The sequence below is a fragment of the Streptomyces sp. Isolate_45 genome (assembly GCF_024721315.2).
GTDB lineage: Bacteria > Actinomycetota > Actinomycetes > Streptomycetales > Streptomycetaceae > Streptomyces.
Genome location: NZ_JANFAK020000008.1, coordinates 1 through 16163, shown reverse-complemented (window position 1 = coordinate 16163; position 16163 = coordinate 1). Strand labels below are relative to the sequence as shown.

At 69.7% G+C, this 16163-nt stretch carries 18 protein-coding genes; 9 read left to right on the top strand and 9 right to left on the bottom strand.

From position 1 onward, the window contains the following. Positions 1 to 45 precede the first annotated feature (45 nt). The 3 genes from NOD94_RS04705 to NOD94_RS04695 all read right to left on the bottom strand — a co-directional run bounded on the left by NOD94_RS04705 (position 46) and on the right by NOD94_RS04695 (position 1667). Positions 46 to 333, bottom strand: coding sequence for a hypothetical protein (locus NOD94_RS04705; RefSeq protein ID WP_281204404.1), 288 nt, complete (start codon positions 331 to 333; stop codon positions 46 to 48). A gap of 78 nt (positions 334 to 411) precedes the next feature. After that, positions 412 to 1188, bottom strand: a complete 777-nt coding sequence (locus tag NOD94_RS04700) for a hypothetical protein (protein WP_281204403.1) — start codon at positions 1186 to 1188, stop codon at positions 412 to 414. A gap of 92 nt (positions 1189 to 1280) precedes the next feature. After that, the gene (locus NOD94_RS04695) at positions 1281 to 1667 is read right to left on the bottom strand and encodes a hypothetical protein (RefSeq protein ID WP_281204402.1); all 387 of its coding nucleotides are present in this window, start codon (positions 1665 to 1667) and stop codon (positions 1281 to 1283) included. A 737-nt stretch (positions 1668 to 2404) separates the two neighbouring features. Here NOD94_RS04695 and NOD94_RS04690 point away from each other — a divergent pair. Further along, positions 2405 to 2599, top strand: a complete 195-nt coding sequence (locus NOD94_RS04690; RefSeq protein WP_281204401.1) for a hypothetical protein — start codon at positions 2405 to 2407, stop codon at positions 2597 to 2599. Positions 2600 to 3352: 753 nt separating this feature from the next. On the opposite strand, the gene NOD94_RS04685 is transcribed toward NOD94_RS04690, so the two are convergent. The 6 genes from NOD94_RS04685 to NOD94_RS04660 all read right to left on the bottom strand — a co-directional run bounded on the left by NOD94_RS04685 (position 3353) and on the right by NOD94_RS04660 (position 8380). Beyond that, positions 3353 to 3646, bottom strand: a complete 294-nt coding sequence (locus tag NOD94_RS04685) for a hypothetical protein (protein ID WP_281204400.1) — start codon at positions 3644 to 3646, stop codon at positions 3353 to 3355. Continuing rightward, positions 3639 to 3932 (bottom strand): hypothetical protein, encoded by a 294-nt coding sequence (locus tag NOD94_RS04680; protein ID WP_281204399.1) that lies wholly within the window; start codon positions 3930 to 3932, stop codon positions 3639 to 3641. Before NOD94_RS04680 ends, NOD94_RS04685 begins: the two co-directional genes overlap by 8 nt. A gap of 127 nt (positions 3933 to 4059) precedes the next feature. Continuing rightward, positions 4060 to 5460, bottom strand: a complete 1401-nt coding sequence (dnaB, locus tag NOD94_RS04675; protein ID WP_281204398.1) for a replicative DNA helicase — start codon at positions 5458 to 5460, stop codon at positions 4060 to 4062. 80 nt (positions 5461 to 5540) lie between these two features. Then, the gene (locus tag NOD94_RS04670; protein WP_281204397.1) at positions 5541 to 6857 is read right to left on the bottom strand and encodes a hypothetical protein; all 1317 of its coding nucleotides are present in this window, start codon (positions 6855 to 6857) and stop codon (positions 5541 to 5543) included. A 342-nt stretch (positions 6858 to 7199) separates the two neighbouring features. Next, complete coding sequence (locus NOD94_RS04665; protein ID WP_281204396.1) at positions 7200 to 7454, bottom strand: helix-turn-helix transcriptional regulator; 255 nt, start codon at positions 7452 to 7454, stop codon at positions 7200 to 7202. A 125-nt stretch (positions 7455 to 7579) separates the two neighbouring features. Then, positions 7580 to 8380 (bottom strand): GntR family transcriptional regulator, encoded by an 801-nt coding sequence (locus tag NOD94_RS04660; RefSeq protein WP_281204395.1) that lies wholly within the window; start codon positions 8378 to 8380, stop codon positions 7580 to 7582. Positions 8381 to 8903: 523 nt separating this feature from the next. On the opposite strand from NOD94_RS04660, the gene NOD94_RS04655 reads away from it, so the two are divergent. From NOD94_RS04655 to NOD94_RS04620, 8 genes are all read left to right on the top strand, one after another. Further along, the gene (locus tag NOD94_RS04655; RefSeq protein WP_281204394.1) at positions 8904 to 9290 is read left to right on the top strand and encodes a hypothetical protein; all 387 of its coding nucleotides are present in this window, start codon (positions 8904 to 8906) and stop codon (positions 9288 to 9290) included. Positions 9291 to 9399: 109 nt separating this feature from the next. Further along, a complete protein-coding gene (locus NOD94_RS04650; protein WP_281204393.1) occupies positions 9400 to 9858 on the top strand; it encodes a hypothetical protein in 459 nt (152 codons plus the stop codon). Then, complete coding sequence (locus NOD94_RS04645) at positions 9855 to 10277, top strand: hypothetical protein (protein WP_281204392.1); 423 nt, start codon at positions 9855 to 9857, stop codon at positions 10275 to 10277. Before NOD94_RS04650 ends, NOD94_RS04645 begins: the two co-directional genes overlap by 4 nt. Before the next feature lie 59 nt (positions 10278 to 10336). Then, positions 10337 to 12244 carry a hypothetical protein gene (locus NOD94_RS04640; protein ID WP_281204391.1) on the top strand — a complete coding sequence of 636 codons (1908 nt, stop codon included), beginning with the start codon at positions 10337 to 10339 and terminating at the stop codon, positions 12242 to 12244. A gap of 55 nt (positions 12245 to 12299) precedes the next feature. Further along, positions 12300 to 12758 carry a hypothetical protein gene (locus NOD94_RS04635; protein ID WP_281204390.1) on the top strand — a complete coding sequence of 153 codons (459 nt, stop codon included), beginning with the start codon at positions 12300 to 12302 and terminating at the stop codon, positions 12756 to 12758. Between the two features lie 32 nt (positions 12759 to 12790). Continuing rightward, on the top strand, positions 12791 to 12985 hold the full coding sequence (locus NOD94_RS04630; RefSeq protein ID WP_281204389.1) for a hypothetical protein: 195 nt from the start codon (positions 12791 to 12793) through the stop codon (positions 12983 to 12985). Between the two features lie 513 nt (positions 12986 to 13498). Then, entirely contained in the window at positions 13499 to 15679 is a 2181-nt protein-coding gene (locus tag NOD94_RS04625) for a hypothetical protein (protein WP_281204388.1), read from the top strand. Between the two features lie 2 nt (positions 15680 to 15681). After that, positions 15682 to 16086, top strand: coding sequence for a hypothetical protein (locus NOD94_RS04620; protein WP_281204387.1), 405 nt, complete (start codon positions 15682 to 15684; stop codon positions 16084 to 16086). The last annotated feature ends 77 nt before the right edge of the window (positions 16087 to 16163 follow it).

Below are 16163 nucleotides of genomic sequence, written 5' to 3'. Positions count from 1 at the left end.
CCGGGGGCGCCCTCCCGGACGCCGCTCGCCAGGCAGGTGGCGATGTCAGATGGCGAGCTTCTTCCAGGCCCACAGACCGCCGATGCTGTAGCGGCCGTCGGCGTCGGGGCAGACCCGGTGAGCACCGTCCTCCACGAGGAAGGCGAGGTCGTCGCCCATCCACACGCCGGCGATTCCGCAGTCGGCGTCGAGCGTGTTGAGGTCGCACACGATGCGGCCGGCGGTGACGCGGTCGACGCTGATGCAGTCGTCGGGCAACCAGGACCCGGAGACCGGGAGCGCAGCGTAGGGGCCATGGGTGGTGCCGTCCACGCTGAAGAGTTGGGTCAGCATGCTTCTTCTCCTGAGGTTGTTCGGTGGTTCCCGGGTGGGCGGGGATTCCCGCCCCCGCCCTCCCGGGTGTTCTGGGGGTCAGCTCTGCCGCGTCAGGCGCTCTCGGACCGAGGGGGCCGCATGGTGCAGCCGGCACACCAGGGACTCGCTCACACGCGGGCCGTACCAGCGGCTCCCGATGTACCGGCCGGTGGTGTCCAGGGGGGTGTGGCGGAGCGCCACCAGGCCTTCCTGGCTTCCGCAGGCGACGCAACGCAGTTGCCTCGCCTCGAAGCCGTCGGAGACCTGCACGTACGCGAGCCCGGTCTCGGCATCCAGGTCGAAGGCGTTCGCCGCGGGCAGGAACGCGTGCTGGATCCGGCTGCCCAGGAGATCCGCGTACATCTCCGCGCCGTTGATCCGCCGCGCACCCGGCGCCGCGGAACGCTCGGCCAGGAGGGCTTCCTCGGCGCGGAAGAGATCCTCGACCGGGCCGGCGCCGCCGGCTACGGTCAACACCTGGACGGCCAGGGCCTCGGCGGCGCGTGCGACCTCCCCGGCGATGTCGGCGACGGTGTCGTAGCGGCCGGAGAAGATGTGCGGGGTGAGTGCCCACTGCTGGCTGATGAGGTAGAGGTCGTAGTCGTCGTCCACGCCGAGCTCGAACCGGGCGGCGTCCTCGCCCTCGTCCTCGCCGAGGAGGAGCTCGGCGACGGTCCCCCACTTCCGGGCCATCAGGTTCCAGCCCTCACCGAGCAGCCCCACAGCCACGCGGGCGATCTGACCGATGCTCACGTGGTCGACCGGCGGGTGGGACGACCCGCCGGCGGGGAGGGAGGTGGCGCTGCGGCCGGGCTTCTTGTGCGTGCTGGTCATGCTGATGCTCCATGGTGTTGAGGTTGAGGTGATTCGGCGTGCCGGCCACCGGTGCGGGCGGGGATTCCCGCCCCCGCCCGCACCGGGCCCGGTCAGCTGGTGGTGCGCTCCCAGGGCATGGCGTGCCTCTGTTCGGGGTCGACCTCCCACGACAGGCCGGGAAGGAGACGCTCGATCTGCGCACGCGCCCACTGCCAGGTGATCTCGGCGGCGGCGTCGCTCGGCTCGTTCAGGGACTCGTGCCAGCCCTCGGTGCAGATTGCGCCCTGCTCGCCGAGGTGGTGCAGGACGGTGTCGAGAGTGAGGTCGGCGGGGAGCACGTCGCCTTCGTCCTGGCGGTGGACGTAGTACTCGTAGAGGCGTGCGGCGAGGGTCTCGCCGTCCACGTGGGTGCCGCGAATGACCTGGGCCACGGTGGACCGGCCGTCCGGACTGGGGACCAGCACGCAGACGGCGGGCTGGAAGCGGGCATTCGACATGACGGAGCTCATCTTTCGCTGAAGGGGCTCTCGGTGTGACCCGGAGGCCGTGTCGGTCGGGGATTCCCACCCCCTTCCGACATGTCTAATACTCTCAAGTTTTCGGGCGGGGGTCAAGTCTGAACCCGCAGGTCAGAGCACTTTCTCAGCCGATTTCAGCAACCCTCGGGGCCGGCGGGCGGACGTCGGACCACGACGATGCATGGACGAGCGGAGCGAGATGGACGGCATCGGCCCCATCGCGGCAGCAGCCGGCTCCCCGCCGGCCAAGGCATCAGCGTCCGTGCGCCTCACGCTCCCGCATCCGTGACGGCGGGGGTACGGCGCCCAGCCCGACTCGACCCGCCGGCCCGGCATACCGGACAGCCACCCGGGCACCCCTCCCCCGCCGCCGGCCTTCTTTTCACAGCCCCGCGCGCCCGCAGCCGCCGTCCGCGCCGGCCACGCATGCCATGTGACAGTAGGCGGCCCCACGGAAGCGCTGCACCCATTGTCCGGTGACATCGATGTTGGACTGTTTGCCATCGAAGTTGGACCGGCCTGGAGCTCGGTGGCCTGAGGACCAAGGAAGATCGCGGATACCGAAGGGGCGGGGCCGTGGGGCTGGGGAACGAAGCGATCACGCGAGATCGGCACGGCGCTGGGCAGGGTGGTGCGGGCCGCTCTGCGCGGTGTCGGACCGTAATGGACCGGGCATGCCATGGGCGAAAGAGCGGTGACCACATGGGGGATGGACGATGACGAAGCTCGGCCAAGGGGCACTGTTCCTGTTCTACTACCTCGACGTTGTCGCTGTTCTCGCCATCGGGGACTGGATTTCCGACGTGGGCCCTCTGCTTTATGGCAGCCCGGTCGCTTTCGTCGCTGGGTTCGTCACCCAGGCGGCACATGACGTCTATCGGCGAAGTGCGGAGCGCAACGCGCTTCTGTAAGAGCCCCGTTGGACAGCGCAGCCTGAAACCGAGCTGGACGTAGTACAGAAGGCTTCCGCGCCGCGCTGCCGAGCGGTCCAACTTCGATGGCAAACGATCCAGCATCGATGTCACCGGACACCCATCCACCGGCCGCTGCCGCCCACCCAACACCCCGGGGCCGATGGCGTCACCGAGAGGCGTCACCGGGTGACGCCTGCCGAACGCGACGGCGCCATGCCCTGGTCCTGCACCGGTGCGAGCAGTAGCGACTGTCCGAGCGCTTCCGCACGCCGAAGGGGGTGTCTGCGGAGTACCAGGCCGAGCCGCATTCAGGGCATCGAAACCGGGGCCAGGGATGGCGGCGGCCCTCGATCAGGGCCCGCAGCGCTTCGCCGCCGGCGTCGAGCGCGGCCAGGCGGGCCCGCGACTGCCGCCACGACCGCGTGCGGCAGGACGTCGAGCAGAAACTCCGCGAGGACCGGGACCCCGGCGGGAGTGGGCGCGCGCACTGCGCGCAGCGCCGTACAGGGGGCTTCCTGGGCACAGCATCAGGATCCTCCTGACGGCCGTCACCGACCAGGGCTCTCTCCCTCCGCCGAACCTCACCGATCACGCCGCCTCCTCCACGAAACCCAAACTCACCTCTTAAGTGGTGAGACGGGCGGCCGGGGCGCCGTGCTCGGGTCCTCCCCGGCGGCCTGGGCACGGCACGCCGAAGGGCCCGGTGAGAGGGGGGCGTCTCGCCGGGCCCTTGCAGTCGGGAACGGTCGGTCAGTACAGCTGGACGCGGGTGAGGACGATCTGCGGCGGCTCGGCGTGGGCGACGATGACGTACTCGGCGACGCCGAGCGAGCCGTCCGGGCCGAGCGGCATGCGCCGCTGCTCGGGCCATTTCGCCGACATCGTGGCGCCGGGTACCTCGCCGCGCATCTCGTTTATCAGGACGGTGGCGGCCACCACCGCACCGAACACATCAGCAGGGAGCGCCGGGTCCAGGAGGAGGCTGGTGACCTCGTCGGACAGCACGCACGGCCAGCCCTCAGGCTCTTCGTGCGGCTCACTCAACGGGATTGCCTGCCTGACGTCGCCGGGCGATCAGGTCCTCGACCGTGGTCGTGCGGAGCGTGCCGTCGAGCGCGGCCGCTGCGAGTCGGTCGCCCGCCGGGTCCGCATCGAGCATCGCTTCGCACCACCAGTGGCGCAGGACGCCCTCGGCCTCCTCGGGGGCCGCGGCCAAGAGCTGGCGCAGGAACTCCACCCGCCGCGTGCCGGCCAAGGCCTCGGCGATGCCGTTCGCGTTGCGGGGCACCCTCGGGTCCGGGTCGTGCGGATGGATCGGCTGTGCGGTCATCGCGTCAGGCCCCTCTCGGTCTGCTCCGAGTCTGCCCTGTCCACCGGGCTCTGGTCGACTCTTCGCTTGGGAATCACGGTGATCTGCTCCCTCTGGAACACGGTGCGCGAGACCCCACACCCTCTTCTCACGTGTTCGCCATGTCGCGGAATCGGCTGTAGTGCAGCTGGCTCGCGACTGTGATGGTGGCGGTGGGGCCATTCCGGTGCTTGGCGACGATGAGGTCGGTCTCGCCGGCCCGCGCGCTCTCTTTCTCGTACGCGTCGGGGCGGTCAAGGAGAATCACCATGTCGGCGTCCTGCTCGATCGCTCCGGACTCGCGCAGGTCCGAGATCAGCGGCTTCTTGTCCGCGCGCTGCTCAGGTCCACGGTTCAGCTGGGACAGGGCAATGACCGGAACTCCCAGTTCCTTGCCCAGAAGCTTGAGTTTCCGGGACATGTCGGAGACTTCCTCCTGTCGGTTATCAGCGCGCCGGGAGGCCCCGGATTCCATCAGCTGAAGGTAGTCAATGACGATCAGCTTGAGGTCGTGGCTCTGGGCCAGCTTCCGGGCCTTGGTGCGGATCTCCAGCGCTGACAGGTTCGGGGCGTCATCCAAAAAGAGCGGTGCTCCGCTCACCCGCGGCATGGCTTTCGCGAGCCTCGCCCAATCCTCGTCGGTCATCGTGCCCGAGCGCAGGTGGTGCAGAGCGACGCCGCCCTCGGCGGACAGCAGACGAAGCTGGAGTTCCTCTCGGCCCATCTCCAGCGAGAAGAAGGCCGTGGCAAGCTCGTTCTTGATCGCGGCCGCGCGCGCGAAGTCCATGGCCAGGGTGCTCTTGCCAATAGCGGGACGAGCCGCGACTACGATCAGCTGTCCCGCCTGAAAGCCTTGGGTCAGCAAGTCAAGGTCGGTGAAGCCGGTGGGTACCCCAGTCAGCCCGGCGCCCCTCTTGCCGCGTGCCTCCACCCGTTCGATGGTGATGTCCATGCCCACCGAGGCGGGGGCGAGCGTGTCGTCGGTGCGCTGCTCGACGAGAGCGAAGATTGCGGATTGCGCCGCTTCGACTACGTCGGTCACCTCGCCCTCGGCTGCGTATCCCATCTGCGTGATACGGGTTCCCGCCTCGACCAGGCCCCGCAAAGTTGCCCGTTCTTTGACGATCTCGCCGTAGTACTGGGCGTTCGCTGCCGTGGGAACGGCCTGGACCAGGGCGTGAAGGTAGGAGGCTCCTCCGATCCGAGTGAGTTCACCGCACTTCTGGAGTTCCGCGCTGAGGGTGATGGGGTCGACAGGCTCGCCCTTCGCGTACATCTCCAGCACGATGCGGTAGATCGTCTGGTGCTTCGGGCGGTAGAAGTGCTCGGGCTTGAGCTTGATCTCGATGAGGTCGGCGATGGCGTCCTTGGACAGCTGGACACCGCCCAGAACGGACGCCTCGGCCTCCTCGTCGTTCGGCGGAACGCGATCGAAGCGGTGCTCGAACTCCGGCGGCTCGACACCGAAGCCGGCGTCCTCGGTTGCGAAGGAAGGTGCGACGATGGACATGTGATCTCTCCTGCTCAGGTGGGTCACCGCGGCGGCCGCCTCCGACCAAAGATTCGGCCGCCGCGTTCTCTTGTTCGGGGTTAAGCGCCGGTCTGCTCGTGCTGCATGAGCCCGGCCAGCTCATCGAGGTAGCGGGCCCGATCGGCCGACTCTTCGACCACTCGCTGCTGCTGCATCTTCTTGAGGCCCTGAGCGCGCCCGTTCCGGCTGCGGCTGCCTCGGGCTCCCTGGCTCAGCACGTTAAGAGCAACCCTCACGTCCTCGACGTTCCCGCCGGCCGCCGAGTCGTCGCCCCCGGACTCACCAGCCGCAGCGTCTGCGTCCGAGGGTTCGTTACCTGCGCGCTGGCACGGGCATTCGGCCAGGCTGCGAGACGGGTGGTGGGGGCAACGCTGGCCCTCGGGCTCAACCTGGACCGGGCTGGCGGACCTGCGCTTGAGGTCCTCCTCGATGCGCTTGGGAATCGCCCTCCAGGGCTGCTTGAGGCCGTCAGGGTTCTTGGTGAGCTCGGCAGCCAAAGCCGGACCCAGCTCCCAGCCGGTACGAGCACAAGCCTCGACCAGAAGCGGCGCGCTCTTCTTCGCAAGTCCGAGACCGCAAGCCCAGTTGCCGGGCAGGTCAAGAAGGAACTCGACCGCAGCCTCGAACACGGCGGGGTCAATAGAGGGTTTGGCTTGTCGAGCGGAGCGTTCCCTCCCCCTCCCCCCCGTCACTGCGTCGACCGAGACGGTCGGGACCGTTGTGGCTCCGGGGGTAAGGGGGGATTCCATCCCCCGGGGGGGTGTGGGGGGGAGAGCACTGCCGCTTCCCGGCACCCGGGAAGCGGGCTGACCTGCGGGAACGCGCTTCGCACCACTTCCCGGGAAGCCAGATCCCGGAACACCAGATCCCGGGTTCCGGGAAGTGGCCTGACCTGCGGAAACGTGATCCTTGCTGACCACTTCCCCGGTTCCGGGAAGTGGAGTCAAGGGGGCGCCTTGGTGGTCGGGGTTGTCGGCTACGAACTCGAAGACTTGGTAGACGACCTTCCCCTTGCGGCCCCCGCCGGCGGGGTGCGGGAGCCGACCGCGGCGGATGAATCCGGCCTCGATGATCCGGTTGAAGGACTCGTAGACGGAGTTCTTGCCGACCAACTCCTTGGAGTTCTTCGCCGACCGGATACCGAGGGCCTGGAGCCGCTTCCAGATGCCGGGAACGGTGATCTCCTCGTTCGCCGCGATGGCGAACAGGACGTGCGTCAGCACCACGTAGTCGAGGCTGTGTACGACCTGGCCACCGAAGGCCATCTCGCGATAGAAGGTGACCGATCGCGGTCCGGTGCCCCGGACGATGGTGGCGTTCGGATCGACGCCGCCGTACTCCTCTGCGCCCCCCGGCAGGTCGGTGGGGCTAGTCATCGGGTCACCTCCACGGCGGCCCGGAGCGCACGACTGCCGGACACGACCCATTGGGTTGTCTCGGCGCCGCGGCGTGTCGTGAATCGGGTGAAGAACATGGTGCTGGGTCTCCCCTGGATCGGGGAGTCGTGGGCGGCAATGTGACCAGACAAGGTTCGTAGATAGTGGCCTCAGTGTGAGGCACGCCTTATCCTGGGTACTGGTGACCGCGCGGGCCCTTGGGCTCACGGGAATCACCCCCGGCGAGGTCACCTCACCGGACACGACTCGGGCGCTGCTAGCTGGCGAGTCGGATTGCTGTAGTGGCCGCTCCTGTTGGCGCAGGGGCGGCCTTCAGCATGTTTAGGCCTCACACATGGACAGGACCTCCGGATATCGGCGAGCCAGGCCCTGGAGGAGGCGGCTGTAGGCGATGCGTCGTTCACCCGGCCGGGGCTCCACCGAACCTGCCTCCCAGCGCTTGACTGCCAGCGGCTGGACGCCGATCTCCCTGGCTACCTGTCGCTGCGTCAATCCTGCGGCCCGCCGAAGAGGGCCGCGGACGGAGGGCGGTAGAAGGGGTGCGTGGTTGTCCAGCAGGACGTCGATGGATGCCACGGGGTTAGGAACGGTAGTCACTCTTCACCTCTGCCGTCTGATCCTCGAAAGATACCCTGTGGGGGCTGCTGTTGGCCGCAGCCTTTGGATGTCGGCGCGGCGGCGGTGTGAGTGGGCCCTGTCGGTCAGGGAGTGTTGCTCCCGCCTGCGGGAGGGCGCCGTGCCGGCCGCCGGCGCTTCTTGAGGGGTAGGCCGTCGTAGATCAGCTCTAGGCGATCCGCCGCGCCCACAATGCGAAGGAGTTCGAGGGGGCGTCCGGTTTCGTCGCGGGTGACTCGCTCGATCGCGATGACGGGGACTCGGCTACCGATGGAAAGGCCGACCGCCTCCTCTGGCGTGGGTACCCAGGCGCGGATGCGCTCTTCGGCCTCGGTCGGTTCGATGCCTGCATTTGCCATGGCTCCCAGGACCCCACCAACGATCTTGGTGGGGCTGTCGAGTCCAGACTGGCGCGCGAGCCCGAGTGGGTACCAAGCGTCTTGCAGCTGCACTACCTCGTCGCCGATCAATGCATGCCGTCGCCGTCGAACGACCTGGGAGCCTTCGGGCAGCTCCAGGGATGCCGCGACATCACGAGGTGCGTCCAAAATCTCCGGTGCGAGCACCGCCATCCGTCCGTCCAGGCCTTGCTCGGCAAGGGCCGTCTCCCATGGGCCTCGTGACCCGCCCGGCTCCATGACCTTGGAGTACCGCGACAGGCGGATCCGGGCCATGGTGCGGTCGCGGACGATAGTCCCCCCGCGTCGACGCATGACCACATAACCGTCTGCTTCGAGCTCAGCGTATGCGCGGTGAACGGTCGTTGTGCTGCCTTCGCCGGCGGTGACCATCGCGGACACCGTTGGCAGTTTCTGCCCTGGTCGGTACTCCCCTGCATCGATTTGTGCCTTCAGTTGACTGACCAGGGATTCCCACTTCGAGGCCACCTCAGCCCACCTCCTTTCACGCGATCAGTCTTCCATAAAAGTTCCGGAAGACAAGCTCGCCGAGTCGGTTGACAGGCGCCGCTCTGCGGGCTCATAGTCATGCCATGCCCCGGAAATCTTCCGGAAGATAGTTGGATGGAAGGGGCGACGTTTTCCTTGCTGCTCCAGTGAACTCGCTCTACCGAGTGGGGTGATGGATGGCCACTTGTTCCTTCTGAACTCCACAGTGGACTGAATTTCGGGCGCGGCGCCCCTGCCGTCATTACGACGAGATACCCCCCTCACCTGCGGTTTTCTGGCGGGTGAGGCCTTGAGTGGGGGATTGGCCGCATGGCACCCGAGAGCGGATCTGAGCAGGGCCCCAGGGGTGGGGTCGGGGCTGGCGAACTCACAGCCAGCGTGTGCAACTCCCCATCCGCTCACCGCGCCGCACAGACGGCGCGACCCCCGGCACGGCGTTGGAGCGCCATGTGTGCCGGGGGTCTGCACGGACCAAACCCAATCTCACAGGGAGCTGATCCGCATGACCATCATGCCCTCCGACCTGCCGCTGAACTACACCGGCATCGTTGAGGACGTCACCGACGCCGTCGCCGACGCCTTCCCGCTGTTCGAGTCGGTCCAGAAGCTCGCCCGCCTCGGTGTCGAGCTCGCCTTCGAGGTCGCCCCTTCCACGATCATCGTCACCTTCACCGTGGCGCCGGCCGCCACGAGTGTGCTGCCGGCGCTGCTCGCCGAGATCGACAACGCTCAGCCGCTGCGGCTGTCCAGCGGTCGACTCGCGGTCACCGGGTCGATGTGCCAGGGCACCGTCACCCTCCGCGTGCTCATCCCGGAGGGGTGGGTCAGCGCCGAGGAGCTTGCGGTGCTGACCGGCATCGTCATCGCCGACCCTTCCACCCTGCTGTGAGCGCCGCCGAGGCCGCGGAAGCGGTGAGGAAGGCCGAGGAGGCCCGGCAGGCGGCGGAGGCGGCCCTGCGCCGCCACGCCCAGAGCGTGCTCGCGCTTGGAGGAATGAAGTGAAGTTCTGGCCGTACAAGATGCTTCGGGCCGGGCGGTTTGCCGAGCTGCTGGATGCCGAGGGCGCCGTGACGGTGGCTCTCTCTGAGTCGGTCGACATGGAGGAGAGCCGGGACGAGGCGCGCAAGCAGCGCGACGCCGCCCTGGCAGACGCCCACGAATTGCGCCAGATCTTGGCCAAGCAGGCGGTGGAGATGCGTGAACTCCGCAGCCGCCTGGATCTCGCGGACCACGGGGCCGGCCACGTCTGCGTCCTCCTGAATCACGGCGAGGCGATCAGTGCGCATCGGTCCGTGGACGACGCGAAGGGGGCCGCCCGGCTCCACTTCGGCATCGCCACCGGCGGGTGGGGCCGCGACGCCAGTCGCCCCCTGACCACGGGTGTGGTCATCTCGACGATTCCACTGGTCGCCGACACGACGGCCGCCCCGAACGCCCAGAAGGAGGTGACCGCATGACCACCCTGGCTACTTCGCCCGCCATCACCGCCATCGAGGAGTTCCAGCAGGCACGCGGTCCGATGGAGACCTGGTCGGCCGCCGACTTCGAGGGTCACCAGAACCTCGCGGCCATTGCCCTGGAGGCCCGACCGGTCGGGGGCATCGTCCGTACGATCCGCCGGCGGACCACGGTACTGACCGTGGTTGGCGTCGCCTTTGCCTTGTACGCCACGGCTGAGCTGCTGCGCATGCTGCGCGGCACCGCCTGGATGTGGCTGGAGCAGCACGTCGACGAGCTCGTCCACGGCCCGGTGACCGAGGCGGACAGGGAGCTTCGCCGTACCGGTGACCTGAGGTTCCGGCGCCGCATCGAGCACGCGGGGATGCGTCTGACCGGCGCGCTGGATCGACTCAACGCCGGCCTCGCCCGGCTCTGACGGATCACACGCCCCAGGGTGGCCGCCGTACGGCGGCCACCCGCACGAAAGGAGTTGGCGTGGCGGCCCGTACAGCCACCCGCAAAACCCCCCGGAAGACGGCGACCCGCAAGCCGCCGGCCACGACCCCACAGCTGCGGCGCTCCGCCGGCGCGGCTGCCGTTCCACCCAACCCGGACGTTCAGGAAGCGACAAACGCCCGGACAGCAGATCTTCGTGACCGCACCGCCGACATCCTCGACACGGCCCGATGGGCCGGTGCGCAGGAAGCGGCGGGCCTGATCCACGAGGCCGAGCAACACGTGCATCGGATCCGCCAGTCGGCGGCCGCCGATGCGCGCCGCGTGCTGGCCGAGGTGGCCGACGGAGCCGCGGAGCGACTGCTCCGGGCCGAGACGGAAGCCGCCGACATTCGCGCCGATGCCCGTGGCGACGCCCAGAAGCTTCTGGACGCCGCCCGGGCGGATGCCGACCGTGCGACCGAGGAGGCCGTCGTGGCCGCCGAGACACAGGTCGAGCAGCTGCTCGCGGATGCGGAGAAGCAGGTACAAGAGGTCCTCGCCGAGGCTGAGGAACGCGCGTCCACCCTGGTGGCCATGCGTCGGGCCTCATCGGAGGCCGCCTATGGCAAGGCGCTCGCCGACGCGGCCGGGATCCTGGCCGGCGCGCAGCAGACGGCCGGGGAGATCACCGCAGCCCGGACCGCCCTCGACTCTGAGCTCGATCTGACCCGCCGCCGCGCCCAGCTCGTCCTCGACGAGGAGCTGGCCGGGCGGCGCACGCAGATCGCAGCCGACCTCGACGTGGCCCGGGCCGAGTACGACCGGGCCCGGCGCGACCTCGAAGTGCGCTTCGCGGAGCTCGGCGAGCAGTACGCGCTGGAGCGCGAAACGCAGAAAGCGCGACTGGCCGAGGAGTTGTCGGCACTCCGCGCGAACGCGGAGGTCGCGGCCCGCGGTCGGGCGAGGGAGATCCTGACTGCTGCTGAACGGGAGAAGTCGGATCTGGTCCGTGAGGCCACCGCGGCGCTTGCCGCAGCCCGGCAGCGCGAGGCCGACGCGGAGAAGTACCTCGCCGACCTCCAGGCTGCGGCCCGTAGGACGGCGAAGCGGGAGGGGATCAGCACCCGGGCCTGGCGCGCCGCCCCGTGGGTCGCACTCGCCGCCGGCATCGGACTTGCCGCAACCGGGGAATACCAACTGGCCCGGCTGGTCGGGTTCCACGAATACGTCGCGCCGTTGTTCCCGCTCAGCGTCGACGTATACGCCGTCGTCGCCTTCAAGCAGAAGGCGGATGTGCGGCAGGCGCTCGCGATCATGGCGGCGTCGAACCTCGCCTACCACCTCGCCGAGCGAGGCGGGGTCCACGACCCCGCCAACCCCTACGGCTGGATGATCGTCCTGGGCCTCACGACCATCGTGGTCCTGACGTTCGTCTTCATCGTCTACCGGGTGCACCACCTGCTGGACGGCGACCACACCAAGAGCGGGACGGCATCACAGCCCGGTAGCCCCGCCGCCCCCCCTGCGGCGGTAGCGGCTACCGGTAAGCCGGGCGCCGGTACCGGTAGCCCGGGCGGTACTCCCGCCTCTACCGGTACCGGTAATCCCGCCGGTAGGCCCGCCTCTACCGGTAGCGGTAACGAGACCGGTAACCGGCCTCCTACCGGTACCGGTAACTCGACCGGTAGGCCCGCCTCTACCGCCACCGGTAACCCGGGCGGTACCGGGGGCGGTAAGAGCACCGGTAAGGCAGGGGTCAAGGGCGCCGGTAAGCCCGGCGGTAACCCGTCCACCCCCGAGCAGCGCGAGGCGGTCCGGACCCGGGTCGCCGAGCTCCTCCAGAGCGGTGAGACCCCCAGTCCTACCGCTCTCGCAGCGGAGTTCACCGCCTTCGGTATCGAGGGAACCGAATGGTTCCGCAATCAGATCCGCACCGTCCGCGAGACCGCGGCCGCGCGGCCGTAGAGCCGTAGCACTTACCGCTCTGCCTTCCCCGACCAACTGAGTTGAGAGGCACCTCATGACCGCCCAGAAGTGGACCCCGGACATTCTCCAGACGCCCACCAACCGCGCGATCCACCTGGAGCAGCGGCGGGCCCAGCTCCACCCGATCGTGGACGACCTGCGCCGGCTGGCGCGCGAGATGAAAGCCGAGGTCGGTGAGATCGAGCGTCTCCCGGGCGATCTGCCCGGGCAGCCCAGCCTGCGGGCCTGGCACACGCTGCGACCGCTGTTCAAGGCGGCCGACGACATCGAAGCCGCCCTCGCGGACCTGATCGCCTTCAACGCCCGCTACCAGCGCTCCTACGAGGAACTGCCGGAGAAGCGGGAGGAGAAGCGGGACGCGAAGCGCCAGCGCAAGGAGCTGGCCAAGGGCGTCCAGCAGCAGATCGAGGCCTCCCCGGCCACCGAGACCAACTCGGGCGGCGACAAGAGCCGCTTCGACGACGTCTTCAACGGCCTGCGCAAGGGCGCCTGACCCCTGTGGGAGCCCAGACCAAGGCCGAGAGGATGGCCGCCAACCGCTTGGCGCACTTCGAGAAGCGCCAGGCGGAGCGGGCCGCACGCGGCCCGCGCGGCCTGGCGGAGTCCTGGATGGAGCGGGCCCGGGCCATCGCCGCGGCCCGCGAGACGAACGGCGATCCGGAAGCGTGGAACGACCTCTCGCGCACGATCGCCACCTGGGTCAGTCGCTACGAAGCGTGACCAGCGAGTCAATCAATCAGTGGTTCAACCCGGACCGTGACCGCCTCGCGCGCGCATTACGCGGACGCGCGGACACGCGGGCGCGCGGACACGCGCGCGCGTACGCGAGGCGGTCACGTTCTGTCAACCCCCCTTGGAGGGAAAGTGACCGACGACGAAGGCCGGGTGCTCCCGTTCCGGCCCACCGGGGGCGCACCTCCGCCCCCTCCCCCGCCCCCACCTCCGCCCCCGCCGGTGCTACCCCCGCCGCCGCCGGCTGTCCCTCCGGCTCCCCCGGCCCCCGGTACGACAGCGGCCGCGGGCACGACTGCGACGCCCGTCGCCGCTCCGACTCGTACGCTGCCGACGCTCGCGGTTCCCGCTCCGGCCGTTCCTCCACCCCCGGTCCCGGCACTTCCGGGACTTCGAGTGGTGCGCGGCTCGGCCGGACTACGGTCCGAAGGCGCCGCCGTCGCAACGACCGGTGCCGGCGCGCCGGGCAGGGAGGGCGCGCGGGGCGCGATGGTGCTCGCCGTGGGCATCGCCGTAGCCGCCCTGCGTGGCATGAACCAGTGGATCGGCGACCGGCGTCAGCGCTTCGAAGAACTCGCGCCCGTCCGCCAGGCCGCGGTGAAGGCCAGGGCCGAGCGGATCAAGGCACAGGCGGAGAACGCTGCGGCATTACAGAAGATCACCGACGACGCTACGCAGGCTCGGGCCAAGGGACGCATCCAGTCCCCCACCGAGTTCGGCCGCAGCGCGACCAAGAACGGGGGGAAGCCCGGCTCAGGGTCCTCCGGCGGTGGGGGCGCCGCCTCCCCCAAGGGGAAGACGACGTCCAAGGGGTCGGCGGGCACGCCCTCCAGGAAGACGCCGGACCCCCACAAGCCGGGCAACGCACCGGGCAAGACCCCGGGGGCCCTGTCCTCCGGCGCGAGCCCGGGGGCCCGCAAGGGCCCCTCGAAGGGCGCCGGTAACAGTAAGGACCCCTCGTCGTCGGGGACAGGCCGTAACAAGGGGAAGGACCCGAAGGCGTCCGGGAAGGTCTCCGAGGGGGTCAAGTCCCCCAAGGGCGCGAAGTCCTCGAACGCCAGTGCTTCCCCGGCCGTCGAGCGAGCACGGGGCCGCCAGGAGCGGGCCGCAGCCCGGCAGACTGCTCGGTTGGACGGCCGGGCCAAGGACCGGGAGGCTGCCCGCACTCGTACGAACGCGGTGAAGGAGGCCCGGCAGGCGGCCCGGGGCAAGGTTCGCAACGAGCGCATCGAAGCCAAGGGCGCCCGCAAGGAACAGGAGCGCACGGCCCGGGCCGAGGCGCGAGAGACCGCTCGTAGGGCCCGGAAGGAGGCCCGGCAGAAGCAGAAGGAAGTCGCGGCCGCCGATCCGAATCGCACCACGCTGGCGCAGGCGACCGCCAAGGAAGCACAGCGCAGGCTCGCCGAGCGCCGCAAGAACCCCGGCACCCCGGTCATCAGCAGGCACAAGAAGCCGAAGACGGCGGCCCCCGGGCCTGTCGCGACGCCGGGCGCCACCGGCCCGAAGGTCAGCCTGGTGAAGCCGCCCAAGCCCGCCGGCGGGCCCGGCCCAACATCGTCGACCGCGCCGAAGGTGAACCTTCGCAAGCCACCGAAGCCTCAGCCCACCAGCACGCCGGGCCCCACCGCGGGCCCGAAGGTGAACCTCAAGAAGCCGCCGGCCGGGACGCGCTCCGCTCCGAAGGTGAACCTTCGCAAGCCACCGAAGCCTCAGCCCACCAGCACGCCGGGCCCCACCGCGGGCCCGAAGGTGAACCTCAAGAAGCCGCCGGCCGGGACGCGCTCCGCTCCGAAGGTGAACCTTCGCAAGCCACCGAAGCCTCAGCCCACCAGCACGCCGGGCCCCACCGCGGGCCCGAAGGTGAACCTCAAGAAGCCGCCGCCGGCGGGTAAGTCGGGCCGGTCGTGGGCCTTCTGGAAGAAGAGGACGCAGGCTCCCCGCTCCGGCTCCCAGGGACGGAGTAGCACCTCGACATCGGGCAGCGCGGCGCCCGGTGGGAGCTCGCGGCCCGGGTCGCGGTCTCGGAGTACGCGTCAGCAGCAGACTCCACCGCCCCAAACGCCCGACCCGGACGGCGCGTGGCTCAAGCCGCCGCCCGGCATGACGGCTACCTACACCCTCCACCGCCTCGACCCTGTCAAGCCCAAACCCACGGACTCGACGGCCGTCACCAGCAGCAAGCGGCTTGGGCTGCCCCCCGGCTCCTCGGGCTCTGCACCCGGGCAGGGCCCCGCGATCATCTGCAAGTTCCCCAACCCCAGAGAGGGGGCCCGGCCGATGGGCGGCGCTCCGGTGAGCACCCAGTTCAAGGACGCGGACCTCACGGTCTACGACGTCATCGAATCCGACGAGGACATGGCGGACGAGATCCTGCTGGGCGCCTCACACGCCACCCTCGTCGCCGAGCGTTGCGAGGGACTCGTGGGCGCCCTCGAAGCCCTCCGGGCCGAACTGATGGAGAAGAGCGTGCCCGGGGTCTTCGTCGGCTGGTGCACGAAGTTGATCGAACGGGCCGGGGTCGTGCAGGAAAAGGCCGAAGCGGTCGCACAGGGCCTGCCCCGCGCGGCCGAGGCCATCGCTCACGCCGGACAGGTCGCCGCCGAACACGACAAGCCCGCGGCCGATCTGGTCCGCGACCTCGGCCACACCGCACCCGCCGACGCCTCGTACCACAAGGAGTAGCAGTGGACCTCGCCACGATGGGCAGCAAGGTCGTGGATCTCTTCCACGACGGCATCACGTACACAGTCGTCACCGCCAAGCTCGGCATGGCCTCGATCGGCATGCTCCACCTGAGCGAGGCCGTGCGCGGCGCCTACAACTACGTCTCGGGCTGCGCGGCCTCGGTCGACAGCCTGGCCGACACGGCCAGCACCCTGTGGGTCGAAGGCGTCGTCGTCAACGCCCACCGGGACGCGGCGGCGATCATGCGCGGCGTCCTCGCCGACGCCGAGTCGCTCGCCGACGAAGCCGCCGAGATGGCCTCCGACTTCACCTCGGCCAAAGAGGACCACGAGACCGACTACGGGCCCATCGCCCACGAGCTCGCGGGCAAGGACACCGACCGCACGTACTACAGCAACCGCTAGCCGCCGGGGGGGGGGGGGGGGGGGGGGGGGGGGGGGGGGGGGGGGGGGGGGGGGGGGGGGGGGGGGGGGGGGGGGGG